A 25160-nucleotide genomic window follows, 5' to 3' on the forward strand; every position below is an offset into this window, starting at 1 on the left:
TTCAAAATCCCCAATTCAGAAATTTAAACATATATCATGGAGGTTCTGTTAGAAAAAAGCACACCCACCAATGCCACGCTAACCATCAAATTAGCGAAAGAGGATTATCAACCAAAAGTAGATAAAACAATCAAAGATTATAGCAAGCGCGTAGCTTTGAAAGGTTTCCGTCCTGGAAAAGTACCTGCTAATGTAATCCAAAGAATGTACGGTAAAAGCATTGTTATCGACGAAGTAAATAACTTGCTTTCTGAAACCGTAAGTAACTATATCCGTGACAACAAACTTGCCGTAGTGGGCGACCCGCAAATTGACCGCGAAAAAACAGATGCGGTTAATTGGGACAAACAAACGGAATTTGAATTTAGCTACGAATTAGGTTTAGCCTCTGATTTTGAGGTAAATATCGGGGCATTGCCTGCGGTTTCTTCTTACACGATTGAGGCAGGAGAAAAGGAACTTAACGACACCATCGAAAACCTTCGTACGCAGTTTACGGGTCAAATCAACCCTGAAACATCGGAAGCGGGCGATATGCTTTACGGTGAATTGAAGCAAGTCGGTGGCGAATTTTCTACTAAAACAGCGATTCCTTCAAAACAAATCAAAGAAGAAGCACAAGCGAAATTCGTTGGTTTGACCAAAGGAAGCGAAGTGACGTTTGATATTCGCGATACGTTTGTGGACGACAAAGCCATTGCGCTTTTGACGGGTAAAAAAGAAGAAGAAATCGCTGAATTTACGGGTGAATACGCCTTTGTGGTAGAAGACATCACGCGCCAAGCGCCTTCAGAAATCAACCAAGAGTTTTTTGATAAGGTATTGGGCGTAGGTAAAGCTGAAGATGAAGAGTCGTTCCGTTCACAAGTGGCCGAAATCATCCAACGCAACTACGCACGTGAAGCAGATTCATTGTTGCGCCGCGACATCGACCAGTTGTTGTTGGACAACATCCAAATCGACCTTCCAGAAGCGTTTTTGAAAGATTGGTTGTTCCAATTGAACGAAGGTAAGTTTACCGCAGAACAAATCGACGCTGACTATCCACAATTCACAAAATCGTTGAAGTTGTCGTTGATTAAAAATAAATTGGCCGAGCAAACCGAAATCAAAGTAGATCAATCAGAAGTGATTGCACGTGCTGAGGACATGGTTCGTGAGCAATTTGGTATCTACGGTGATTCAATGGGCGACCAGATGGAAGAAACCATCCGCAAAATTGCGATGAACTACCTAACCACCGAAAAAGAGAACAACTACTCAAAGATGTTCAACTTGGTGTTTGACGACAAAGTGTTTGAGTACTTGAGCGGCCAAGTGGCAGTTGAGGCAAAAACAATTGACGTAGAGCAGTTCAAAGAAATTGTGAACGCGTTGAGCTAATCACATACATTTATTGCTTAGATTAGGAGGTCGCCACACAATGGCGGCCTCTTTTGTTTTCACTCATCGCCATGAAATCACTAACTGTACTTATCAAACATTTTTGGCCAACCGTTACCCCCGATTTTGAAGCGGCGCTGCAAGAGGCGGTTGTCAGGGAAGAAATTCCTAAAAAAACGGTGATTTTACAAGAAGGGCAAGTGGCCAAAAAGATGTACTTTGTTGAAAAAGGTTGCCTAAGAGGGTATTATCTAAAAGAAGGAACGGAGGTAAACTCGTGGTTTATGAAAGAGGGAGATTTTGTCATTTCTATTGTCAGTTTTTATACCCAACACCCCTCCGAAGAACTGATTGAGACGCTCGAAGACTGTGTTTTGTGGTCTATTTCTTACCAGCGACTTCACCAGTTGTACCTCCAACATCCAGGATTTAACCAAGTCGGAAGGCTGCTGACGGAACGTTATTATGTGTTGAGCGAACAGCGCACCCAAAGTCTGCGAAAAAAAACAGCCGACGAGCGATACCGTCAGCTGATTACATCGTTTCCAGACATTAGCAAGCGAATACCGCTCAAGTACATTGCTTCGTATTTGGGAATTACCTCCGAAACCCTGAGCCGCTTGAGGGCAAAGAAATGGTGAAATTGGGTTTTAGAACTCGCTTATCTCTTCTTTACCAGCATAATCACTCCCGAAGCCCACGTCATTTTTACCAGCTGAAAACGCGGGTCATTTTCGAGGGTTTGGATGAGATTCGCTGCTTTTTTATCGTGGCCTTCGGGCCAGTTGGGTTGCGGCAACATATCGTCGATGATATAAAAACCACCCTCCTTGACCAAAGCCAGTGTTTCTTCCAAATGGTTGTATTTCCCTGGCCACGTATCGGCAAAAATGAGGTCGAACTGTCCGTGAGGAAGTTTCACAATCACCTCTTCGCCCAAACTATGAATGAGCTGGAGCCGAGGGTCGGCGCCGAGGTGCTTTTGGGCAATGGCAATGAGTGCTTCGTCAGACTCTACCGAAATAAGGTGTGCGTCAGAGGTCATACCTTCGAGCATCCAAGCCGTGGCGCGGCCAGCCCCTGTACCTAGTTCCAGAAATTTGCCTGCGGGTTTGCTGGCAATAAGCGTACGAAGAAATGCCCCCGTAAGGTCATCGGAAGGTTGTCCAAAACTGATAGCCGCCGCATCGGCATCAATGGCATCTAAGATGGCGGGGGTTTGAGAGATGGGTAAGTCGGTCATTATTAATTTCTGTCTATCTTTGTTTAAAGAAAGCGAGAAACGATGCAAAAATATCCGATAGGAATTCAGAATTTTCAAGAGCTTATTACGGGCGGGTATCTCTATGTTGACAAAACAGCGTTGATTTACCGCTTGGTGAGTAGGGGAAAATACTACTTTCTGTCGCGTCCTCGTCGTTTTGGGAAGTCGTTGTTGGTAAGTACGTTGCAGGCGTTGTACGAAGGCAAGCAAGAACTGTTTTCGGGTTTGTACATTGGGGATAAATGGGATTTTAGCCAGACGAACCCCACGCTTGTGATTTATTTTAATCAGATGAGTTTGCGGGATGTGGGTTTGGAACAATCGCTGATAACGACGTTGCGCAACGAAGCGCGCCGCCATAATTTGTTGTTGGAGAGTGAAGGGGTGGGCTTTATGTTCCAAGAGCTAATCGAGAAACTACACGTTAAGACGGGTCGTAAAGTAGTAGTGTTGGTGGATGAATACGACAAGCCAATAGTGGATTATTTGGAGGAGTTGCCCATTGCGCATTTGAATCGTCAGTTGTTGAAGTCGTTTTATGGGATACTCAAACCTTCGGACGAACATTTGGAGTTTGTGTTGTTGACGGGGGTGAGCAAATTTGCCAAGGTCAGTGTGTTTTCGGATTTGAATAACCTGAATGACATAAGTTTAGATGACGATTACGCTAATTTAGTAGGGATAAGCCAACCTGAATTAGAAGCCAGTTTTGAGGAAGAGATTAGTGTTTTGGCGGCAAAACAAGAAATTTCTAGAGAGGCGTTTCTGGACAAAGTGAAAGAGTGGTACAATGGGTATTCCTGGAATGGGACGGATAGGGTTTATAATCCCTTTTCATTATTGAATTTCTTTTCAAAAAGAGGTGCTTTTCAAAATTACTGGTTCAGTACAGGGACGCCTACGTGGCTGGTAAGACTAGCTAAGGAAAAGTTTTTGTATGATTTTAGTAATTTGTCAGTGACGGAAGATGAGTTAAACTCGTTCGATATAGAGAACTTGCGTCCAGTCGCCTTATTGTTTCAGACAGGTTACCTGACGATAGTGAGTTACAGCCAAGAGGATTTTTTATACACGCTTGATTTTCCCAATCAAGAAGTAAAACTGTCATTGAACCAATATTTGTTGAAGGCGTATCGTCAAGATGAAAGTGAAGGAGCTTTGTCGATGGTCGTACATCTTCGGAACGCTTTGCAAAACAATGACTTAGCGAAGGCGATGGAGGTGATGGATACGGTGTTTTCGTCGTTGCCTTATGATTTGTGGCAAAATGAGAATGAGCGTTTCTACCACGCACTTATCCACTTGACGTTTACTTTATTGGGCGTATATGTACAGTCGGAAGTTCATACTTCACGAGGTCGTTGTGATGCGCTGGTGCAAACGCAGCGTTATGTGTATGGGTTTGAATTTAAGTTGGATAAAACATCATCGGAGGCGTTGTCACAAGTAAAGGAGAAGGGGTACTTGACGCCCTACAAACCACTTGGGAAATCATTGGTGGCAGTGGGCGTCAATTTTTCGACGGCGACGAAATCGGTTGAAAGCTGGGAGGTGGAAATTATTTTGTAGCGTATTGGCTCAAATCAGGGCGTTTAAAATCCGTAAATATACTTTCAGGAAGTTGCTCAAATACCATTATATCAGTCAAGTCGCGGTCGCCACGCTCGCCCGAAAGTAAAATTTTTCCGTGTTTTTTGTAATCAGTCCACGGACGAATAAAGCCAGGTTTCTCGGCGTCAAATTTGGGATAATACGCCCATTGCCACACCAAATGATTGCTTTTGTTGACCCAAAGTTTGTACTTATTGTCAGGAGTATTTCCTACATTTTTGAACGTCAATTGAATCACATCTGCTTCGGCTCCGTCCTGCGTTTTTTCTTCCCCAAGGTATTTTAAAGTAACGCCCGAGTCTTTGAGTTTGAAGGGCATAGTGAGCCAATACCCGTCATTTATCCAAGCACCTTTCCCTTGCTTTAAATACTTCGCCAATGAGTCGGGGTGGGTTTGTTCTTGTCCGTATTTGAAAACCCGTCCTTTGCCGTCGTTGATGTTTAATAAAATGGTTTGGTCATTATTGACATTGTCAACGCGGACATTACCAGTCCATTTGTCCCAAATCAATTTTCGGTTTCCAAAGAAGTTCCAGGCAATAAAACGGGTTTTGTCCCAGTTTTTACGCCCGCCCATCGCGTCCATCGCTTTATCGGCAAGCTCAATGGCTTTGGGGTCAGAGCCTGCTTGGTCAAAGCCAGCCGCCGCAGGGTTTTTCTGGGCAAAAAGTGCACCTGCGAATAGAAGGCACACAAGCATACTGGTAGAAAAAAAATGCTTCATAAATGTGGTTTTTAGGGTTAAAATTCGCAAAAAGTAAGCATCTACTGTCCTAATTGATGTTAATCAGGAAGATAACTGATTTTTGTCATACATTTTTCAGTTTTATAGAGAGAATTTTACATCGTTCAATTCAACCACACACAACGATGAGAGCACTATTAGTTCCGATAGATTTTTCCGAAAATTCACAACGAGCGTTGGAGTTTGCGCAGGAAATAGCCGAACGTTACGACGCGGGTATATCATTGGTTCACGCCTTTCATCCGCCCGTTGTGGATCCCAACCTGCCTGCGGAAACGCTCGTAGCGTTGGCCGAACAAACCGAAAAACTCAACCAAGAAACCCTCTTGAAGTGGGAAAGTGACTGTAGGGCGGATGGTTTTGCGTGCCAAAGTAAACTTGTTTACGGCGCGGCTGCGGAAGTGATTTTGGAGGAAATCAAAACGCAAAAGCCGATTTTGGTGGTGATGGGAAGAACAGGAAAAGGGGGGTGGTTGGATAAAATTATTGGCAGTGTAGCGGCTGGTGTTGCAGGAAAAGCAAGTTGCCCTGTATTGGTTTTACCGCCCCAAACAGAAACTCGTACGATTCGGAAAATTGTGTATGCAACCGAACTCGAACGCCCCGAAGAAAATGCGCTTGGATTTGCATTCAACCTCGCCGAACACTTTAAAGCGGAGCTTGATTTAGTAAAAGTAAGAGCGCCTTTTGAAGTGGATGTGTTTAACGATGAGGAGTTTATGCAGGACATTGCGGCGGTTTTGGGTACTAAAAAGTACGCTTTGCAGGTCATAGAAGCCGACTCAGTTGTAGGAGGTCTCCAAACGTACGCCGACGAACAACACGCGGATTTGATCGTAATGGCTACCCGCAAGCGGGATTGGCTATCGGGCATTATCAATCCGAGCGTGTCGAAAAAAATGGTACTTGCTACGCACATTCCCGTGCTAGTGTGCCACTTAGAAACTGTAGAGACATTAGAAGTATAGTGCTGAACAGAGCACTCAAACTATAAAAATCTTGCGAGAATGGGTTGTTTATAGCACACCTAGGGTCGGTTTGACCCTAGGTGTCTTTGTTTTTAGAAGTCGCCTGTATAAAATGGACTGACGACATAACGGCTAGAGTCGCGCTGCAAGCGATTGGAGGCGCGTTCAATCCAGACAACGTAATCAGTTTCTCCACTTTTTCGCGTCGAAATGCCAAATAGTTCTTCTTGCGCGGGCCGTTTGTGCGCATACACCACAGCCACTTGACGGATGTGTACTTTGTGAAGTTCTTCCGTGCTAACTTCTTTTCCATCTACAAATAAGGTGACGTTCTCGCGGTATTTTGGATAAACGTCTAAGTATTTGTCGGGGCGTACGTACACCATCGTCCCCTGTCGTTTGAAAAAGCTTGCTTCCAATAACTGATTCATGTTGCCCGACCAAGTTCTTTCCATTTTTTTGCGATATTCGGCGGGATAGGTTTGAGTCCCTTTGATTTTATCTTTGAAAGAAATGTCAAATAGAGATTGCTTAAATGCGCTGTTGTGGGTAAATAAACCTTCTTGCGCTAGGACTTGAGAAAGCGAATTGGGGTAGTCAGACGGGTGAATGTCGGGATAGCAACCCACTTCTGGGTCGTAACAAAAATCAAAAAAGGCCATTTTATATCCTTCTGATGTCTTGTCTCTTCGCCTGATAATTTTCATGGCTTCGCTGCCATAGTTGCCCAAAATTACGTTTTTGATGTCGGAAATGCGCCCTTCCGCGTCACGTTCTACTCCTTGAAGTTCAAAAGTAACTCCGTGTTTTTTTAGTGTTTTTTGAATGGCAGTGAGGTCTTTATCGGTGGCATAAGGAGTGATAACACCATATAATTTTCCTTTTTTGGCGACCAAATAACGAGTTCCAAACTCGGAGGGAGACGAGACTTCAGGCAAAGTAAATGATTGAAAACACGTTAAAATAATACTAAAAACGAGCCCAATCGAGACGTACTTCCAGCTGCTTCGCCACGTTGAAGTTTTGTTCATCATCGCAATCCGACTTTTGAGGAGTGATTGGTTGAAGTGGTTGGTAAACGTAAAATGTTCGGGGGAGGTGAGGGTTTTCATGGCAGTATTGGTGATTGATTCGTGAAAATGGCAAACGCTCGCTTGATGATTTGAGAGTTTTCATCATCGTACCAAGCATAACAATGTACGGCGTATAAGTTATTGATTGTTAGCTTTTCGGCGTCTTCGAGGGTAGAGGTTTGATTGTCGATGATAAAAAGGGCCTCTCGGTAAAAACTTTCAATGCGCAACTGTTTCTCGGGTGAAAAATAGATTTGATTTCGTGCGCCTGTTTGGCATAAGTAGTTGAATCCACTTTCTTTAAATTCCGAAAAACTTACCTTTTTTCCTTGGGTGATGGCTTTTATACGTGCTTGGTATTCTCTTTTCAGGAGCTCATAGCGGTGGCTATGAATCCAATGATTTACCTCTTGTTCGTCTTTTTTTGTAAGTTCCGCGAGTGAGGCAGCGGCTGCGTAGGAACGACCTGCGCTACAAAAATTTTTTGCGATTTCGATGGAGCCACCTGTAATCGCAATTGGTTTGTTGGTGTCATCAATTCTGCTTTGACATTGGCTTTTTTTATCATTGTGCGCCCAGGTGGTTGTTAAGTCAATGGCCGTGATGAAATGGCTGAGTGGGTCAAATTTGATTTGATCAACCGAAAAATTCCACCCAATCTTTCTAAATTCGTCTTGAATATTGGCTAAATCCTGCAACGTACATTTGGGGGTAAGAACCCAATAAAGTCGATTGTTTTGAAACACAACGTAAGGCGTTTTGGAAAACAAGGTATCTGAAAGGGCGGTTGAAGCAATTTCAGCTGTTGAGACGGGAGCTGGGGCTAGTTTAAAATCATAGAAATGAACGATTGGTGAGGTTTGGGTGGAAGTGAAAACAGTTTCCAATTCAGGTACTTTCTGAACAATTATCTTTTGCACCTCCTCCCGATAGGGCTTCGTAAACGCCGCACTCATCCAAATCGACGCAATAAACAGCCCGTATTTACCAAAGGCTTTCCAGCTAGATTTACGTTTGTTCATCATCGCAATCCGACTTTTGAGGAGTGATTGGTTGAAGTGGTTGGTAAACGTAAAGTGTTCGGGGGAGGTGAAGGTTTTCATGGCAGTTTTTGGTTATTTTTAGTAAAAACGGCAACCGTACGAGTAAGGTGTTTTCGGCTAGAATCGGTATATACTGCTGAAATAAGTATTGCGCTAATGTCTTTAACGTCAAGCTGTTGAATCTGTCCCAAATTACTTTCTTTTTCATCCACAAAAATCTCTGCGGTTATGTAAAAAGGGTCTAACCGTAAATTACCGTCTTCAAAATAGACGCCATTTCGGGCTCCTGATTCCGCTAAAAACTGAAGTTCTTCCTGCTGTAATTCTTTTAAACCATTGAGGGCTCTGAGGGGAGATTTGTAAAAATTTTCACGAAAATTTTGGGTTTGCTCATCATAAGCTTCTGACTTATTAGCTTTACTATGTTCTTTTTCGTGTTTTTTTAACCATTCGCTAAGCAAGTGTTGGTCTTTTTCTACCACTTTCTTAAAGAGAGTATCGTACGATATGCTTGAAATGCCGCAAGAGGCGTCCTTGACACTTAGCCACCCACCAAACGAATCAAAAGGTTTATTGACGGATTTTATCAGGCCAGAGCTGGAACGCCCTCCGCCTTTGGGGAGAGAGGTTCCTACTTTGATTTCAGAAATGTAGTATCCTAGTGCGTTTAATTTTAGCTGTTTAACTACAAAAGTGCATCCCACTTTTTCAAATTCATTCTGAATCATACTAAGGTCTTTGAGCGTTACTTTGGGGGTGATGACCCAGTAGAGTTTGCCTTCATTGAAATGGACATATTTAGTTTTTGATGAAGGTTCGCGTTTCGCTTCCAACACAAAGTCTTTCAATGGTGTGAGCTTCGATACAGGGGTTTCTAATACTTCGCCCAATACAGGTATTTTTTCAATCAAAGTAGTTTTCACCTCCTCCCGATACGGCTTCGTAAACGCCGCGCATACCCAAATTGAGGCAATAAACATCCCGTATTTACCGAAGGATTTCCAGTTGGATTTACGTTTGTTCATCATCGCAATCCGACTTTTGAGCAGCGATTGGTTGAAGTGGTTGGTAAACGTAAAATGTTCGGGGGAGGTGAGGGTTTTCATGGCTTTACAGTTTGGTGTAAATAACAAAGTACGTATCGTTTGTTTTTCCAAAAGCATCGGTAACTTCGTACTTCTCAGCTCTTAAAAACCGCTCAGGGGATAACTTTTCAATTTGTTCAATGCCGACTTTTTTGCCGTTGAGTCTAAATTGAGCGTTTCGGTAAGGTTCTTTGACGGAAAGAGTGATGCGATCAGTGTGTTTAGTGGTAGTAATGGCTTGATACGCAGTCATTGACCCTTCGTAATGCAACGACTGTGGGAGAAAAATATGGGTAGGTTTGAAATAGTCACCTCCACGTTTGAATCTTGCGATTACGTCAGGCTTTGTGTTTATTTCCAACGCTTCAAATTTTGCAATATCGTCCTCCTCGCGGGAAAGTGCCTGTTGGCTAGGGTCAATACAACAATCACCATACCCCCACTTGTTGCCAAAATTAGAAACGGGAACGGTCAACTGAATGGGTTTCATGGGCATAAAGGTGGTATCTGTGCCTTGTGAAATCAGCGTGGACATTTTCCCAGCAAAAGGAGTAACCTCCACCGAAAGTTTACGCAAGAAACGCCCTGATGAATCCGTAATCCATTGAATGATTTTTAAATCTTTCCCCAGTTGTTTGAATTCTTGTTGAATTTCAACCATGTCGGAGAGCGTAGTTTTGGACGTTATCAGCACTTGAATTTCATTCTTCTCACTGTACCTCACGTACTTTTTGTTGGTTAAGTTTAGGCGACTTTCTATTTGCCCTTCTTGTGGTGGTTCTTTTGACGTTTTTTGATAAACCCTGATTTCTTCCAAATCAACCTCTACTGTTTTTGGGGTAGGCTTGCCTTTTTTGTCGTCTTTGGGAGAAGGTACCAGCGTACTTAGTTGCGGCAAATTTGTAATAATCTGACTGACAACCTCTTCCCGATAAGGCTTCGTAAACGCCGCGCATACCCAAATCGACGCAATAAATAGCCCGTACTTACCGAAGGCTTTCCAGTTGGATTTACGTTTGTTCATCATCGTAATCCGACTTTTGAGCAGCGATTGGTTGAAGTGGTTGGCGAAGGTTTGTTGGGAAGTGCTGAGGGTACTCCGTAATAAATGAAATTGATACGATTTCTTCTCAACACCCGTGTCAAGCACGGCGCGGTCGGTGATGTATTCGAGGGTTTCTTGTACCAAACGCTGGTGCCACCACGCAAAAGGATTGAACCAAAAAACGCACTTTAACAGCTCCGAACTGAGCATATCGAGGCTGTGGTACTGCTGAGCGTGGATGCACTCGTGCGTCCATACCTGTTCCCATTCGTCGGTGGTGTGTTGGTGAGGGTTGTAAAAAATCCAGTGAAAAAATGAAAAAGGGGCTGTAAGGGTTGGGTTTTCGACCAATACCACGTTAAAATCGGTGGCATAAAGCGTGCTTTTCTGCTTGAGCCGCCAAAGGGAAGCCAATTGTACCAAAAATTTTGCCCCTAACAGCCCCACGCCTAGCCAATAGATCAACGCAATCCAAGAAAAGAGTGTCCACGTTTTTTGTGGAGATGCGACAGAGCTGACCGCCTGACGCTCTTCCTTAAAGGTTGGTGCAGCGGTGCGCGGTGACGACACCTGAGTAGTAGTTGAGAAGGGCTGCTTTGGCGCTTTTTCCTTGGTCCAAGATGCGGCTTGATTGACGATTTGAGCGGGGGCATCGGGTACCCATTCCCAATCGGGGACGGGGACGACGGGCAAAACCAAGGTCGCGGCTACATTGATCCACAGCAACCATCGATTCACCTGCAAAAAAGTTTCGCGTTTGACGAGCCAAGCATAGGCACCCGTCAAAATAGCCATCACCAAACTGGCTTTCAGTAGATAGGAGAGGAGTTCGAAGTTCACGGTTTAGTCGAGGTTAAAGGATGGATGGTCACTGTAAGGGGAGGTTTAAGTATCGCTACCGCCTTCAATCATGCGTAAGATTTCGCGCAGTTCATCGGCAGAAACTTTGTCGTTTTGGGCAAAATACGAAACCAAGTTTTTGTACGAATTGTCAAAATAATTGTCAACCAACTTGCTGATAACGAATTGGTTTTGGTAGGACTCTTTCGACACCAGCGGATAATATTCGTAGGTGTTTCCGTAGGTTCGATGTCCGATGTAGCCTTTTTCTTCGAGATTCCGAATGATGGTCGAGACGGTATTGTAGTGCAATGGCGGGTTGGTGAAAAACGGCATAAGGTCTTTCACAAAAGCACGTTCTACTTTCCAAAGCGCGTGCATAATTTCTTCTTCTTTGTTGGTTAGCTTTTCCATACTACAAATATAGTACTATAACTGTAGTTTGCAAACTATTTTTGTAGGATTTTTTTTAATGTGCATTTCCAAACCATTTTTTGCATTTTTGGTTTGACAATATGTGTATCAACCTATATCACTGTTTAACTCATTCACCAATGAAAAAATTGATTCTTGTTGGGGCGATGTTTGCTATGCAGGCATTTATCCAACGCCCAGTTGAAACCCCGATTCCATTGTGTCAAACTTCGCACGATATGGCTACGTGGGCGGCTGATGCCAATTTTATGGCCATGCACGAAGCTCCCGAAGCATATCACTATGCGGGTAAGGGAGAAACCATTAAGTTTTCGACACCTGATGGAAAAGAGGCGTCGGGCTTTTTGATTAAAGCCCCTAAGAAGTCAGACAAGTGGCTTTTTGTCTATCAAGAATGGTGGGGGCTCAACGACCACATCAAGCACGAAGCCGAGACGTTCTACAACGATTTGGGCGACGTAAACGTGTTGGCCTTGGATATGTACGACGGCCAAGTAGGTACAACGCCGCAAGAAGCGGGCAAAATCATGCAATCAGTACCCAAAGAGCGTTTGACGGCCATCATGCAAGGTGCATTGGCACACGTTGGTAAAAAAGCCAAAATTGCGAGTGTAGGCTGGTGCTTCGGCGGTATGTTGTCGTTGCAGTCGGCGCTGTTGGAAGGCAAGCAAGCGGTGGGTTGCGTGATGTACTACGGTCGTCCTGAGCAGGATGTAGAAAAACTCAAGACGTTGAACGTGGACGTATTGGGTGTTTTTGGCAAACAAGACAAAGCTCCTTCGCCCGAAATGGTGGCTCAATTTGAAGAAAATATGAAGGCAGCGGGTAAGCAAGTAACCGTGAAAATGTACGACGCAGTACACGGTTTTGCCAACCCAAGTAACCCTAAGCACGACGCAACGGCGACGGCTGATGCGTACAAGCACTCAATCGAGTATTTGAAGAAGAAGTTTAGCTAGTGGCAAACTCATAAAATAAACCTATAAGGTTTCAAAAACCTTATAGGTTTAGAATTGAAGTTACTGTTTTAATAATTGTTTGCGTTTTTCGCGGCTGCTATAAATCCATTCATAAACCGTAGGAAGGATAAGCAGCGATAATAAGGTAGCCGTAATAAGCCCACCGATGACGACAATAGCCAGCGGTTTTTGAGTTTCGGAGCCAATGCCTGTTGAAATAGCGGCAGGCAATAATCCCAACGAAGCCATCAAGGCGGTCATCACAATGGGACGGAGCATCGCTTTCGAGCCGTCTTTAATCGCCTCAATCAGCGGCATTCCTGCTTTTAGGTTTTTGTGGTAATTGTTGATAAGAATAACCCCGTTTTGGGTCGCAATCCCGAACAGGGCAATAAATCCAACCCCCGCCGAAATACTAAAGTTGACCCCTGTCAGAAGCAGCGCCGCAATCCCGCCAATGAGGGCAAAAGGCACGTTGAGGAGCACCAGAATGGAATCGAGGGCGTTGCCAAAAGAAACAAACAAGATAAAGAAAATCAAAATCAAGCTGATAGGCACCACCAAGGCCAAGCGGTTTTGGGCGCGTTGTTGGTTTTCAAATTCCCCGTTCCACTTCATTTCGTAGCCTTTGGGCAATTTTACAGCGGCGTTCACTTTCGCCTGAGCTTCGGCGATGGTGCTTCCTAAGTCGCGACCCCGTACCGAAAACTTCACGGCGATAAAACGGGCGTTGTCTTCGCGGTAGATAAAGGCAGGCCCAGCGACGTTTTCGATGTTTGCTATTTGTTTTAAAGGTATTTTTCCGCCGTTGAGGGTAGGTACTTGGAGCTGTCCAATTTGCTCAATCGACGAACGGAACGGCTGGTCGTAGCGGAGACGCAAATCAAATTTCTTTTCACCTTCATACACTTGGCTTACGGCCTTTCCGCCAATCGCCATTTCGATGACCGCATTGGCGTCGGCCGCATCAATGCCGTATTGCGCCATTTTATCGGGGTTGAGGGTAATGCGAAGTTCGGGTTGTCCCAAGTTACGGAACACGCCTAAATCTTCCACGCCAGGTACTTTTTTGAGGACATTGAAAACTTGCGTAATCTTTTTGTCTAATATAGTGAGGTCATCGCCCTGTACTTTTACGGCAATCGACCCTTTTACCCCCGAAACTGCCTCGGCTACGTTATCCGAAATAGGTTGTGAAAATCCGAAATCCACGCCTTTGAAGCCTGCCAATTTTGCTTGCATTTCGGCTACCAATTGGTCTTTGGTGATGTCGCGTTTCCACTCGTTGGCAGGGTACAAATCCACAAAAAACTCTTGGTTGAAAAAGCCCGTGGGGTCAGTACCGTCGTTGGGGCGACCTGTCTGGCTAATGACACCTCTTACTTCAGGAAACTGCTCAAACACCTGACGGAACTTGCGCGTAAAGTGGTAGCTGTCTTCGAGACTAATACTGAGGGGCATACTCGCCCGAACGTAAATGGAGCCTTCGTTGAGCTGGGGTAAAAACTCGGAACCTACAAAGTGGAAAGCACCGAGTGCCAAACCAAGCGCCGTAACGCCCGCTACCATGGCCCGTTTGGGATGACTCATAACGGCATCAAGTAAAGGAGCATAGGCTTTGTTGAGTCCCGTAATGATGGGGTTATGACGCTCACGAACGTTTTTGTTGAGCAAAATACTGCTCAATACTGGCACAAACGTAAGGGCTAACAACAACGCGCCCAACAAGGCAAAGCCAATCGTAAATGCCAACGGACTAAAGAGCTTTCCTTCGACTTTTTGGAAAGAGAAAATAGGCAATAAGGCCGTGATAATGATGAGCTTAGACGTAAAAATAGATTTTCCCATTTCTACGGCTGTTTTGAGGATTCGGCTGAGTTTAGCCCGTTTGTTGAAACGTTCCATGCCTTCTTTTTCGGCCCAATGTGCCAGCATCACAAACAGTCCTTCGACCATGACCACTGCCCCGTCGATGATGATACCAAAGTCGATGGCGCCGATAGAAAGTAGATTGGCTGTCATGCCTTTGACCCGCATTAAGATAAAGGCAAATAGCAACGCCAACGGAATGATAAGCGCCACGGTGACTGTCGTACGCCAATCGGCCAAGAAAATCAAAAGAATCACCGTTACGAGTGTAATGCCCAACGCCACGTTTTCGCCTACCGTATGCATGGTGTGGTTGTTGAGCTCGGTACGGTCGTAAAATACCTTGATTTTAACGTCTTGGGGCAATACTGTCGAGTTAAGATAAGCTACTTTTTCTTTGAGTTTGGGCAACACTTCGCCTGGGTTTTCACCTTTCCGCATCAACACAATTCCCTCTACGACGTCGTCGTGAAAATCGCGACCAACGATGCCTAGCTGTGGTAAATTAGAAGGACGAACGGTACTGATGTTTGAAATCCGAACGGGAACGCCGTTGATGTTTTTGACAATGATTTTTTCGATGTCAGGAACGTCTTTCACGATGCCAATCCCGCGCACTACAAAGGCTTGCTGCCCTTCTCGCACGATGTCACCTCCTACGTTGACGTTGGCGCGTTGGAGAGCACCATACACATCAAGCGCGGTAAGGTTGTATTTGGTAAGCAAATTGGGGTTAACGCTCACTTCAAACGTACGTACGCGTCCTCCAAAACTCACGACGTCGGCTACGCCTTGAACGGCTTTGATGTTTTTCTGAATCACCCAATCTTGGATGGTTTTAAGTTCAGTCACCGATTTGGTCGGCGATGTAAGCGTGTAGCGGTAAATCTCGCCCGTAGGCCCTGCGGGAGGCTGGATTTCGGCGTTTACACCCTCGGGAAGATCCACGTTGGAGAGCTTTTGGCTGGCTTCCATGCGGGCGCTGAAGTTGTCAACTCCGTCCTCAAAAATGATTTTGATAAACGATAACCCAAACAAATTGACGCTACGAATGGCCGTGCGGCGGCTGATGGAGTTCATTTCGGTTTCAATCGGAATCGAAATGAAACGTTCTACTTCTTCGGCACTCCGACCAGGCCATTGGGAGATAATCACCACTTCGGTATTGGTGACGTCGGGGTAGGCTTCGACGGGGGTATTGTAAAAACTTACCGCCCCCGCAATCACGACCAACAAGGTGACAAAAAAGACGATGCCCTTGTTTTTGAGTGAAAAGCCAATGATATTTTTGATGAATTTGTTCATGACTTAGTCGGTTAATTCATTGAATAACAAGAGCGCACCTTCGGTTACAACTTGGTCGCCGTCGCGGAGATTGGCTTTGATGTAGCTGTATTTGGAAGTGCTTTTAATGACTTCTACGGGGATAGATTGGTAATTTCCCTTTCCCTTGTCGAGAATGACAAAGTAGCGGTCTTCGCTAAAAATGACTGATTTGGGGTTGACGGCCAACAATTTTTCGGGTTTTTCGATGTGAAGTTTTACCGTACAAAACATGTCAGGTTTGAGCAAGCCCCCAGGGTTGGGAAGCACTACGCGCGCTTGCAATACTTTGCTATCGTTGTCGATGACTTGGCTGATGTTGTCGATGCGGCCTTGGAACACGCGGTCGGGATACGCAAGCGTGCTGATGTTGACTTGTTGCCCTATTTTTACGGCCTGAATGTCAGACTCATAAATATTGATAAGCACCCACACATCCGAAAGGTTAGAAATCGTAAACAGGCTGTTTCCGTTGTCGGGACGAATTTGCATGTTGGGGTTAATGTTCCGCTCTACGATGTAGCCGCTTACGGGGGCGGTGACGGTAAAAATAGGCTGGCTATTGGCCGAAGTTCCGCCGTACATTTTCAACACTTGGCTCGAACGCTCCAATTCAGAAGAGGCGATTTCGAGTTGTTTGCGGGCATTGACCAAATCATTTTCTGACGAAAACTTGGTTTTATACAACTGTTCTACGTTATCGGCGTTGCGTTTGGCAATGTCGTAGTTCGATTTGGCGGTGTTATAATCCTTCACAAATTGGCTTACGTCCGCGCTTTGAAGTTTGGCCAATACTTGTCCTTTTTTGACAAAAGCCCCGAGTTCAGCGTTGACATCCAGTACATTACCACTGACCATCGGATAGACGCGGTCCACTTGTTTTTGGTCAAACGAGACTTGACCCGTAAACTGTAGTTCTTGTTCGTAATTACGAAGTTGAACCGTATCGGTGCGAAACGCCGAGCCTGTATCTTTGGTCTTGGGCTCTTCGTTTTTTTGTTCGCTTTGGCACGAGAGAAGAACGATAGCGGGTAGGCAAAGTACCCACACAAGTAACTTGGTTTTCATTGGATGGCAGAATTGAGAGTTAAAACACCTTCGCGTTGGTGACGTAATTAAGTTGTTGTTGGGCTTGGTACAGGCGATTGGCGCTGTCGATGAGCGTCATTTGGGCATCTTTGTAAGCCCTGATTTTATCAATAAAACTCACCAAATCAATCACCCGACGGGTATAATCTTCGGTGGCATTTTTAGAAATATCTTGGATACTTTGGAGGTATTCGGGGGTGATTTTGGCTTGTAATTGCGTCGCTTGCGTGTATTGTTGGTAAGCATTTACGACTTCTTGCTCTACTTGAATCCCCACGGCATTGCGGCTTTGGTTGGCTTGGTCGATGCCCCAGCGTGCCGCTTGAATATTGCCTTGGTTTTTGTTCCGAATGGGTAAATCTATTAAAGCTTGGACGCCCAAATAGTGAGGGAAAGCAGCGCCTACCCGCTGGTAATCAGCTCCCAACGTAAGATTAGGCGTGGCAAGGGCTTTTTGGTACGTAAGATTTTGGCGGTTATAGGTGATTTGTTGGTCGGCAAGTTGTAAATCGGGGCGTTGCGATAATGCTTGACTGACCAATTCGTTCAAAGGTGCGGTTGTTTTGGGGGCGTTTCCTTCATTAACGGGAATAATATACGTTGTACCGTTGATGGATAGCAAAGTACGCAACGTTGCTTCGTCTTGGCTGATTTGGGCTTGTAAATCGGTGAGGTCGCTTTCCCAATTTTTCTGTTCCAATTCAAGACGCGTTACTTCGTAAGGGGCAATCACGCCGAGTTTTAATTGCGCCCGAAATGCTTCTAACAATGAGGCTAGCTGTTGGCCTTGTAGTTGGAGCATGGTTAGTTTTTGCTGATTCGTAGCCAAGTTGCCAAACGACTGCGCTAACTGAAATCGAACGTTTCGCATAAGGTCTTGAAAAGCAGATTGTTGGAGCGAAATGTTGGTTTCGGCCAGTTGAACGAGTTTACTTCTGAGTTTGACCAAACTGACGATTTGTTGCACCTGAACATTGACGACACCGCCCGTTGGGTTGTACAAATCAGCATTACGACCATAAGGAAGCAGTTTGTTGCTGTACCCGTTGTAGAGGTTGGTTTCTACAAATAAGTTGGGGTTGTACCAAAGTTTGGCTTGTTCTTTGGCAGCTTCGGCTACGTTGACGTTGTATTTTTGAGCCAACAATACAAAGTTTTTTTGGATAAACTGTTGCTCAGCTTGGGGCAAAGAAAGTCGCAACGAGTCGGATTGGGCATGAACGGGGCGTGCGCTTAAAGTCACCATCGTGATGGCAAAAAGCAATAATACAATACGCATAGCTAGATAAAATGTAAATAGAGTGTTAGTTAGGCTGTTGACTGGACTTCAAGGTTAAAGCACCGTTTTTATCAACTTCTCGAAAGTTTTATTGCTTTCGAGAAGTTGGTTTTAGGGAAGCTATTTACTGGCAGTGACACGGATGACATCGGTGCTGTCGCTTTTCTTAACTTCTTCGATTTGCTCAATGTGCGCTGCCTTAAAACTCATGAGCATTTTTTTCTGATCGATTGTCAGATTGTTTACCTTGAGGGCTTCGTCGGTTTCAATCCAATGGCCGTCTGCGCGGTAAAACAATGCCATGCCTTGCTGCTCGTTTTCGGTAAAGTAGGCAAAATAGTAGTCTGGGTTTTCTTCCCATTCTACTTGACGGGCCTGAGGAACGTGTTGGGTCAAACTCGCACGAACATCGGCGGGAATCTGGTCTTGACTGATGCGGTGCTTACAAGCTTGGAGCCATAACATTCCGATGGCTGTAGCTAAGATGAGTAATCTCTTCATAGAATGGATGTGTTGATTTAACACTCCAAAAGTGCAACAAGAGAATTAAAGCCATTTTAAAGGCGGATTAAAAGCAAGTTAAACCGTCTTTTTCTTCTTGGCGCGACCTTCTATCCATTGATAAAGTGGTGGAAGCAACAGCGGGGTAAACAACAACGTGCTGGTAAGTCCTCCAATGATAACCGTTGCCAAAGGGCGCTGAACGTCCGAACCGATGCCTGTAGAGGTAGCGGCAGGAATCAATCCCACAATCGCAACAACCAAAATCGAAAGCAGTGGACGAAGCTGACGGACGGCAATTTGGAGCGTTTTTTCGTTGAGCGATTGGCCTTCTACGTCGGGAGCGCGGTTGAAGGCAGAGACCAATACAATGCCTGCCATAACCGAAATTCCAAAAATAGAAACAAAGCCTACCCCCGCCGAAACGTTGAAGTGGTAATCGCGGATGAGCAACGCAATGATACCTCCCGCCAGCGCAAACAAAATACAGGTAAATGTCACCGCTGTATGGCGTAGGTTGCCAAAAAGCATAAACAGTACCAAAAACACCAGCACAATCGTAAGCGGAATCGTTAGGAGTAATCCCTTTCCAGCACGGGCAAGGTTTTCGTATTGCCCGCCGTACACCACTTGGTAGCCTTTGGGAATGCTCAGTTCTTTGTTGATGCGTTGACTAATTTCTTGTACAAAACTTCCTTGGTCGCGGCCTCGGATGTTGGTACGTACCGTAATCATCCGTTTGCCGTTGATGCGGTAAATGTTGGTTTGGCCGTCGGTAAAGCTTACGTCGGCCAACTGCCGCATCGGAATCAATGCCCCACTTGGCGCAGGAACTTGCAGGTTTTGGATGGCTTCAATCGAATTTCTATTTTCGGGTAAATACCGTACCAAAACATCGTACCGACGGTTAGAATCATAAAGCGTGGTGACTACTTTTCCGCCAATCGCGGCTTCAATCATGGTTTCGATTTGGGTGATATTAATCCCAAAACGAGCGGCTTGCTCGCGATTAATCTGAATGGTCAACTGCGCCTGAGGGCCTTCTTGCTCAATGTTGACCGAAACCGCTCCGCTCGTTTCACGAACGATTTTAGCAATACTGTCGGCTTTGGAACGCATCAGATTGAGGTCGTTGCCCACGATAGATACCGCAAGGTCGGCGGCACTTCCCGTCACAATTTCCATTACTTGGTCAATGATGGGTTGCCCCGAGGAGAAAAAGACGCCTGGGAATTGCCGTTGAAGGTCGGTCTGAATGGTACGAATTAGCTCTTTTTTGGAAATCGAATCCGACCATTCGTGGTAATCATTCAGGGCGACCAAAATTTCCATGCGGTTGGCAGGAAAAGGGTCGGTGCCGTCGTCATTGCGACCTGCTTGCGTAATGACCGATTTAACGGGTTTGTACTTCGCGATGGTTTCGCGAATGGCAGGCATCATCGATGTTGTTTTTTGAATATTCACTCCTGAGGGTAAAAAAGCCCGCATAAAAATGGAACCTTCGTCCAATTCGGGCAAAAATTCGGTGCCTAGTTTTCCTCCAAAAGATACCAGAAGCAATACTACTCCAATGCCCACAACCACCGATGCTTGGTATTTTTTGAGCAAAACAGTTTTTAATAACCATTCATAGCCACGGTCTAAGGCGTCCAAAACGAAGTTATGGTGCTCTTTGATTTTGTTTTGTTGGTACGCTTTTTTGAACACAAAACTCATCAAAACGGGAATGATGGTGAGAGCACCCACCAACGACCCAATCACGGCAAACGAAAGTGTAAGTGCCATCGGAGAAAATAACTTACCTTCCACGCGGGTCATCAACAAAATGGGCATATAAGCCAAAATGATGATACCTACCGAGAAGAAAATTTCTTTGACCACTTCGCGAGCAGCCCCCAACGTAAACGTCGCAATTCCTCGGTTGCGGTCGAGTTCGGTGGCGTTTCGGTAGCGGCTCATCAAGTGCTCCACCATTACACAAGCACCGTCCACAATAATACCAAAGTCAATGGCACCGAGGGAAAGTAGATTGGCAGGAATACCTGCTATTTTCATTAAAATAAAGGCAAATAGCAACGAAAAAGGAATCATCACCGTGACCACCAGTGCCGAACGTAAGCTCCCAAGGAGAATGACAAGGATAATCATGACAATCGAAATTCCTTCAAAAAGCGTGTGTGCCACGGTTTCGAGTGAGTGGTCAATCAGGAAGCTGCGGTCATAAAGTACCCGCAAATGCACGCCTTGGGGGAGTTCGTTGGCTTCCAATTGTTGAATTTGGTCTTTGAGCAGTCCCAGCACTTCACTTGGGTTTTCACCCCGTCGAAGCAAAATAATCCCTTCCGTGGCGCTTGCTACGTTGCTCTTAGCGCTTGGAATGGTATAGCCCAGCACGCCAGAGGGTTGGGGTGGGGCAATTTCGACCGAGGCGACATCGCGTAAAAAAACAGGAATACCGTTATCGGCTTTCAGAACGATGTTTTGAATGTCTTCTAAGTGCTTGATGGCGCCGAGCCCGCGTACGGCAAAACCTTGCTCACCCCGTTCAACGATATTTCCGCCCGTGTTCTGATTGTTCTGTTCCACGGCTTCCATTACGTCTTGGAGCGTCAGGCTATACTTGCGAAGTTTGTCGGGAGAGGTCAGTACGTGGTATTCTTTTTTAGGGCCGCCAAAGGTCGTAATGTCAGCAATGCCAGGTACTTGCAGTAAATAGGGTACAATGACCCAGTCCTGCAAATCCCGAAGTTGCATGGGGGTGTAGGTAGGAGGTGCTTCTACGACGTAGCGATAAATTTCGCCCACGGCGGTGGTAAGCGGAGCCAGTTCGGGGGTGACTCCTTCGGGCAAATTGACGGACGATAATCGTTCAATAACTTGTTGACGTGCAAAGTAGTCGTCGGTGCCGTCTTGGAAGGTCAACTGAACCACCGATAACCCAAAAATGGTTCTCGACCGACGGTCAATGACGCGTGGCATGTTGTTCAGAACGCGTTCAATTGGAATCGTGACTTGCTGCTCCACTTCTTCGGCAGCGCGGCCATCGTATTTTGAAATGATGATGACGTTGGCATCGGCAATATCGGGATAAGCTTCGATTTTAAGCAGGGTAAAACACCAGAAGCCAATCCCCATCAAAACCGCCGCTACGGCCACGACGGCCCAGCGGTTTCGGAGCGAAAACGTAAGTAAGTTGTTGAGCATGATTAATAACCGAAGCTAAGTCCTTTCAATTGCATGGCACCTTGGGTCACTACTTGGTCGTTGGGCTGAAGCCCCGCAAAAATAACTGCGGCATTTTCGACGGGCTGCCCCGCCATAACTTCGCGGCGGACAAAGGTTCGCTCCTTGGTTTTTACAAAAACGTATTGTTTGCCCTGCACCACGACGAGGGCTTCGCGCGGTACAGTAATAAAATCACCTTCGGCCACGCCAAAATGCACGCTCCCAAACATCCCTGCTTTCAAAATACTGCTGGGGTTGATGACCGCCACCCGCAGCTTTACCAAACGAGTAAGATTGTCCACCACTTCGCCGACCTCTTCAATTCTTCCTTCAAATTTTTTGTCGTTAAAGGCAGGAAACTGAATAAAACAATGCTGGCCTTGGGTTACTTTTTGGAATTGATTCTCAGGAAGTTCGCAAATGACCCAGGTCGCATTTTGCTTGGCATTTACGAGCGATTTGGGGTCAAATCCTGCCAATTTTAGGCGTGTTTCGTGTTCCAAAAGCGAGGTTTTTTCGTTTTCAAGGGCCGTTACTTCCTGTGCAACTTCGGTTTCGGCGTTTGTTACTTCAATTTGCGCGTTGGTCAAATCTTGCCCCGTGGCGGCTTGGTTGTCAGCCAAGTCTTTGACGCGGGTCAATTGGAGTTTTTTCTGCTGTAAAATGACCTTCTTTTGCGCAATGATTCCCTTTTGTTTATTGATATTGATGAGGTGCTGAAGCATCTCAGTGTAGTTATAGGTCAGGTCGGGGTTATCGAATAGGACTAAATTTTGCCCCATCGCATCCGACGAACGAACCACTTCGGCCACTACCCGCCCAGGTGCAACAAGGTCGGTGCGGATGGATTTTTTAGCCACATTGTAGTACAAAAAGCCATTGATTCCGATTGTATCTGCAAACGAAATAGTAATTCCGTCGGCAGAAACAGTGGGTTTGGCTACGGAGGCTGTTTGAAGCGTATTTTCTTCTTTTTTGCAGCTCCAAACCATCAAAACTGCACTTATCCAAATGTACTGTACGAATCGACGCATAAAAAGTAGAGATAGAGAATGTTGATTAAAAATGAGTATCTGAAAAGAGGAAGACGACGTTATTTTTTCTCCATAATGAGCCCCGTCGAATAAAGAAGCTCGACATAACTTCTGCGGTATTCCAAAAGCACATCGTTATAGGTAATTTGCGTATCGTACCACGCTCGTTGTGCCTCCAAAAAATCGACGATGGTAGTTCCTCCGCGCAAGTAGGCATACCGAACGGTATTGAGTACACTTTCCGATTGCTTATTGATGTCAATCCATCGGGTTAAGTTTTGTTTTTGGGTCAAATAGCTTTCGTACGCAATCTGCACCTCGGTGCTAATTTGCGTTTGGGCCGTTATAATTGCTTGCTTCACTTGCTCTTTTCGCACGTTTGCTTTTTGAATTTCGCCTTGGTTGCGCGAAAAAATGGGAAGAGGAAGGGTACCATAAAAACCAAAATACGGCGCTTTGTTTTGCGGATTATAAATCAGTCCAACTTCTGGAATTGGTTTTGCAAGCGCTTTCTGCAAGTTGATATTTGCGTCTGCTACATTTTGTTGTTGTTGCGTAGCTTTTAGGTCGGGGCGAAGGCGATGGGTGGCTTCTACAAGCGCGGGCAAACTTTGCGTGAGGCTTTGCCAATCGTCGTTCTCAATCGCAGCTAACGTAATAGGAGTGTCGCTTCCTACCAAAAAAGCCAGCTGTTTCAGTTCGTTTTGGTAATCTTTTTCGAGGTTTTTTAACCGTACCGAATATTGGTCGTACAAAAGCTGCGTTCGAGTAACCTCCGTTCCAGTAGCAAATTGATTTTTGAGTCGAAGCCGATTAATAATGAGCAATGAATCAACGTTGGAGATGGCGGCTTTTAAGACGTTGATATGAACCCCTACCGACCAGGCATTGAGCCACTGATTGGCCACGTCATACAGAATGCCTCGTTTAATTTCGCCAAATTGCTCACTCGCTAACGTTACTCCCTGTTTTGCCAACTCAATTCGACTTTGCCGCAAGGCCGACGATTGAACTGGCTTGGTAAGTTGGTACCAAACTTGGCGATTACTCCTTCCTCCAAAGCGAGTATTGTCGGGGTAAAACTGAGAGTTGGCAGAAAATAACGTTTGGTTATTCAACACAGGGTTGGGGCGTAAGTAAGCGCTGGTGATGTCGCTTTCTGCGAGTTTGACTCCGTGCGCTTCCACTTTGAGGAAAGGGCTATTGTCGCTGGCAAGGGCTAGAGCGTCTGCGAGTGATATACCTTTCGCAGGAGAGGGTTGGGTGTAGCCCCGCATATTGCAGCTGCACCACAAGAGGAAAATGAATAAAATATTTTTCACAAGCGCTATTAGGTTCAAAAGAGGCTGGCTAGAGGTAATAATACACAACTGAGTATTGATGCGCACAAAGGTCTTCGCAGTGTATTAAAGAAGCTTTAAACAAATATTAAATTGTTGTTAAAAGAGGCAAGGTGTTTTTCTTGTAAATGTTTTAGCCCTTAGTCCAACTTTTCCTTCATTAGAATTGTTACTCAAACACAAGGGTTTATGGACTCTTTGTTGTAATTTTGCAGACTTTTTCGGATGTATTACGAGAATCATTCTCGTCCTTACCTAGATAACAAACACTTATTATGCTTACAATCACGGATTTACAAGCGTCGGTTGACGACAAGGCGATTTTGAAAGGAATCAATTTGGAAATCAAAGCTGGCGAAGTCCATGCGATAATGGGGCCAAACGGCTCTGGTAAAAGTACCTTAGCTTCGGTTTTGGCGGGGCGGGAAGAATATGAAGTAACAGGCGGTAGCGTTGATTTTGACGGAGAAGATTTGTTCGAAATGTCGCCCGAAGAAAGAGCGGCTGCGGGTATTTTCTTGGCGTTTCAATATCCTGTAGAAATTCCAGGGGTAACGACTATCAACTTCCTGAAAACGGCTCTTAACGAAATCCGCAAATCGCGCGGAGAAGAGTCGTTGGATGCCGCGCAGTTTTTGAAATTGATGCGTGAAAAAGCCAAATTGGTAAACATCGACGACTCATTGTTGAAGCGTTCGTTGAACGAAGGTTTCTCGGGTGGTGAGAAAAAACGCAACGAGATTTTCCAAATGGCGATGTTGGAGCCAAAATTAGCGATTTTGGACGAGACCGATTCAGGATTGGACATCGACGCGCTTCGTATCGTGGCTGAAGGGGTAAACAAGTTGCGCTCGCCAGAAAACGCAGTAATCGTAGTGACGCACTACCAGCGTTTGCTCGACTACATCGTGCCCGATTTCGTACACGTATTGTACAAAGGCCGTATCGTAAAATCAGGGCCAAAAGAATTGGCACTTGAGTTGGAAGAAAAAGGATACGACTGGATTAAGGCAGAAGTAGCGGCAACGATGTAGTATCGAAATTGAAAA

At 45.3% G+C, this 25160-nt stretch carries 20 protein-coding genes; 6 read left to right on the plus strand and 14 right to left on the minus strand.

The genetic code is table 11. The annotated features are described in order from the left end of the window. The first annotated feature begins 36 nt into the window (after positions 1–36). Positions 37–1383 carry a trigger factor gene (tig, locus tag FHS57_RS02580; RefSeq protein WP_183971276.1) on the plus strand — a complete coding sequence of 449 codons (1347 nt, stop codon included), beginning with the start codon at positions 37–39 and terminating at the stop codon, positions 1381–1383. A gap of 71 nt (positions 1384–1454) precedes the next feature. Then, positions 1455–2024: a Crp/Fnr family transcriptional regulator gene (locus FHS57_RS02585; RefSeq protein WP_183971277.1), complete on the plus strand. Its 570-nt coding sequence runs from the start codon at positions 1455–1457 to the stop codon at positions 2022–2024. Between the two features lie 20 nt (positions 2025–2044). Here the strand turns inward: FHS57_RS02585 and FHS57_RS02590 are convergent, their stop codons facing one another. Next, complete coding sequence (locus FHS57_RS02590) at positions 2045–2626, minus strand: O-methyltransferase (RefSeq protein ID WP_183971278.1); 582 nt, start codon at positions 2624–2626, stop codon at positions 2045–2047. 42 nt (positions 2627–2668) lie between these two features. On the opposite strand from FHS57_RS02590, the gene FHS57_RS02595 reads away from it, so the two are divergent. Further along, positions 2669–4216: a PD-(D/E)XK nuclease domain-containing ATP-binding protein gene (locus tag FHS57_RS02595; RefSeq protein WP_183971279.1), complete on the plus strand. Its 1548-nt coding sequence runs from the start codon at positions 2669–2671 to the stop codon at positions 4214–4216. On the opposite strand, the gene FHS57_RS02600 is transcribed toward FHS57_RS02595, so the two are convergent. Continuing rightward, positions 4206–4982, minus strand: coding sequence for a hypothetical protein (locus FHS57_RS02600; RefSeq protein ID WP_183971280.1), 777 nt, complete (start codon positions 4980–4982; stop codon positions 4206–4208). The genes FHS57_RS02595 and FHS57_RS02600 overlap by 11 nt on opposite strands. A 146-nt stretch (positions 4983–5128) precedes the next feature. Here FHS57_RS02600 and FHS57_RS02605 point away from each other — a divergent pair, with 146 nt between their 5' ends. After that, the gene (locus FHS57_RS02605; RefSeq protein ID WP_183971281.1) at positions 5129–5971 is read left to right on the plus strand and encodes a universal stress protein; all 843 of its coding nucleotides are present in this window, start codon (positions 5129–5131) and stop codon (positions 5969–5971) included. A gap of 92 nt (positions 5972–6063) precedes the next feature. Here the strand turns inward: FHS57_RS02605 and FHS57_RS02610 are convergent, their stop codons facing one another. The 5 genes from FHS57_RS02610 to FHS57_RS02630 are packed head-to-tail and all read right to left on the minus strand — an operon-like array spanning position 6064 to position 11471. After that, positions 6064–7083, minus strand: coding sequence for a hypothetical protein (locus FHS57_RS02610; RefSeq protein ID WP_183971282.1), 1020 nt, complete (start codon positions 7081–7083; stop codon positions 6064–6066). Then, the gene (locus tag FHS57_RS02615; RefSeq protein ID WP_183971283.1) at positions 7080–8147 is read right to left on the minus strand and encodes a hypothetical protein; all 1068 of its coding nucleotides are present in this window, start codon (positions 8145–8147) and stop codon (positions 7080–7082) included. Before FHS57_RS02615 ends, FHS57_RS02610 begins: the two co-directional genes overlap by 4 nt. Beyond that, positions 8144–9193: a hypothetical protein gene (locus tag FHS57_RS02620; protein ID WP_183971284.1), complete on the minus strand. Its 1050-nt coding sequence runs from the start codon at positions 9191–9193 to the stop codon at positions 8144–8146. The genes FHS57_RS02615 and FHS57_RS02620 overlap by 4 nt, the downstream gene beginning before the upstream one ends. Positions 9194–9197: 4 nt before the next feature. Continuing rightward, a complete protein-coding gene (locus tag FHS57_RS02625) occupies positions 9198–11057 on the minus strand; it encodes a M56 family metallopeptidase (RefSeq protein ID WP_183971285.1) in 1860 nt (619 codons plus the stop codon). 45 nt (positions 11058–11102) lie between these two features. After that, positions 11103–11471 (minus strand): BlaI/MecI/CopY family transcriptional regulator, encoded by a 369-nt coding sequence (locus FHS57_RS02630; protein WP_028527249.1) that lies wholly within the window; start codon positions 11469–11471, stop codon positions 11103–11105. A 140-nt stretch (positions 11472–11611) separates the two neighbouring features. On the opposite strand from FHS57_RS02630, the gene FHS57_RS02635 reads away from it, so the two are divergent. After that, positions 11612–12451 (plus strand): dienelactone hydrolase family protein, encoded by an 840-nt coding sequence (locus FHS57_RS02635; protein ID WP_183971286.1) that lies wholly within the window; start codon positions 11612–11614, stop codon positions 12449–12451. A gap of 60 nt (positions 12452–12511) precedes the next feature. Here FHS57_RS02635 and FHS57_RS02640 read toward each other — a convergent pair whose 3' ends face one another. The 7 genes from FHS57_RS02640 to FHS57_RS02670 all read right to left on the minus strand — a co-directional run bounded on the left by FHS57_RS02640 (position 12512) and on the right by FHS57_RS02670 (position 24093). Beyond that, on the minus strand, positions 12512–15625 hold the full coding sequence (locus FHS57_RS02640) for an efflux RND transporter permease subunit (RefSeq protein WP_183971287.1): 3114 nt from the start codon (positions 15623–15625) through the stop codon (positions 12512–12514). A gap of 3 nt (positions 15626–15628) precedes the next feature. Continuing rightward, positions 15629–16711, minus strand: a complete 1083-nt coding sequence (locus FHS57_RS02645) for an efflux RND transporter periplasmic adaptor subunit (RefSeq protein WP_183971288.1) — start codon at positions 16709–16711, stop codon at positions 15629–15631. Positions 16712–16730: 19 nt separating this feature from the next. After that, positions 16731–18011 (minus strand): TolC family protein, encoded by a 1281-nt coding sequence (locus FHS57_RS02650; RefSeq protein ID WP_183971289.1) that lies wholly within the window; start codon positions 18009–18011, stop codon positions 16731–16733. A 120-nt stretch (positions 18012–18131) separates the two neighbouring features. Next, positions 18132–18512 carry a hypothetical protein gene (locus FHS57_RS02655; protein WP_183971290.1) on the minus strand — a complete coding sequence of 127 codons (381 nt, stop codon included), beginning with the start codon at positions 18510–18512 and terminating at the stop codon, positions 18132–18134. 78 nt (positions 18513–18590) lie between these two features. After that, on the minus strand, positions 18591–21716 hold the full coding sequence (locus FHS57_RS02660) for an efflux RND transporter permease subunit (protein WP_183971291.1): 3126 nt from the start codon (positions 21714–21716) through the stop codon (positions 18591–18593). A 2-nt stretch (positions 21717–21718) separates the two neighbouring features. Continuing rightward, positions 21719–22771: an efflux RND transporter periplasmic adaptor subunit gene (locus FHS57_RS02665; protein ID WP_183971292.1), complete on the minus strand. Its 1053-nt coding sequence runs from the start codon at positions 22769–22771 to the stop codon at positions 21719–21721. A gap of 59 nt (positions 22772–22830) precedes the next feature. After that, positions 22831–24093, minus strand: a complete 1263-nt coding sequence (locus tag FHS57_RS02670; protein ID WP_183971293.1) for a TolC family protein — start codon at positions 24091–24093, stop codon at positions 22831–22833. A 293-nt stretch (positions 24094–24386) separates the two neighbouring features. Between FHS57_RS02670 and sufC the strand changes: the two genes are divergently transcribed. Further along, positions 24387–25145, plus strand: a complete 759-nt coding sequence (sufC, locus tag FHS57_RS02675) for a Fe-S cluster assembly ATPase SufC (RefSeq protein WP_183971294.1) — start codon at positions 24387–24389, stop codon at positions 25143–25145. The last annotated feature ends 15 nt before the right edge of the window (positions 25146–25160 follow it).

It is taken from the genome of Runella defluvii, assembly GCF_014195535.1.
Classification (GTDB): domain Bacteria; phylum Bacteroidota; class Bacteroidia; order Cytophagales; family Spirosomataceae; genus Runella; species Runella defluvii.